We start from the raw sequence: 622 nt of genomic DNA, 5'->3' as shown, positions 1-622 counted from the left end.
GCCGCACAACGTTCCGGTCGGTCTAGCATCGTTGATATTCATCTGTTATCTGGGAGGAACTTTTTCTTCTCGATGCGCAGGGCATTGGAGCCAACGTTACTCTTCTATTCTAGGTATGTTCATAGGCGCTGTGGTTAGCATGGCAGGCATGTGGATTGCGGCTTTTGAGAGCCTCGCCGCTATGCTTATCGGTCTTCTGCTGATTAGTTTTGGCGCGTTTTTTACCCATACTTTGGCTTACGGCTGGGTAGGCCAAAACGCAACACAAGCAAAAGCAACCGCAACAGCTTTGTACTTGGTGCACTACTATGTTGGCGGAAGTTTAGGTGGTTTTTTATTGCTCTACTGTTGGCAACATGGCGGTTGGTCAACCGTACTGCTTGGCGGAAGCGTTTTGTATGCCGTGATGTTTGCTGCCATTGCCTACTTAAAACACATTTGTGAAAGCGTAGATACCGACAGCAACACTGATGTAGCAAGCTTGGGAAGAAGTTAATCGACTTCTCTGCTATGCTTGCGCCAAATTCATAAAAGCAAGAAAGTCGTATGCCAACGCGCTCAACACAAGAAACACCGAATACAGATATTAATGCGATCACTCAACAAGTCGATCAATGGCTTA

General features: G+C 46.6%; 1 protein-coding gene and 1 pseudogene. Both read left to right on the top strand.

Annotated elements, in window-relative coordinates; all coding sequences use genetic code 11:
• Positions 1–496 (top strand): MFS transporter (locus R7Z47_RS25510; RefSeq protein WP_318130849.1); only part of this gene is annotated, 496 nt, incomplete at its 5' end.
• Between the two features lie 50 nt (positions 497–546).
• Positions 547–622: pseudogene (locus tag R7Z47_RS25505) on the top strand (DUF1415 domain-containing protein); the annotation flags it as partial.

This window comes from Vibrio sp. 1641 (genome assembly GCF_033339995.1).
GTDB lineage: Bacteria > Pseudomonadota > Gammaproteobacteria > Enterobacterales > Vibrionaceae > Vibrio > Vibrio alginolyticus.
Note: the sequence above shows the minus strand (reverse complement) of the source record. Positions and strands in the feature narration are given on the sequence as shown.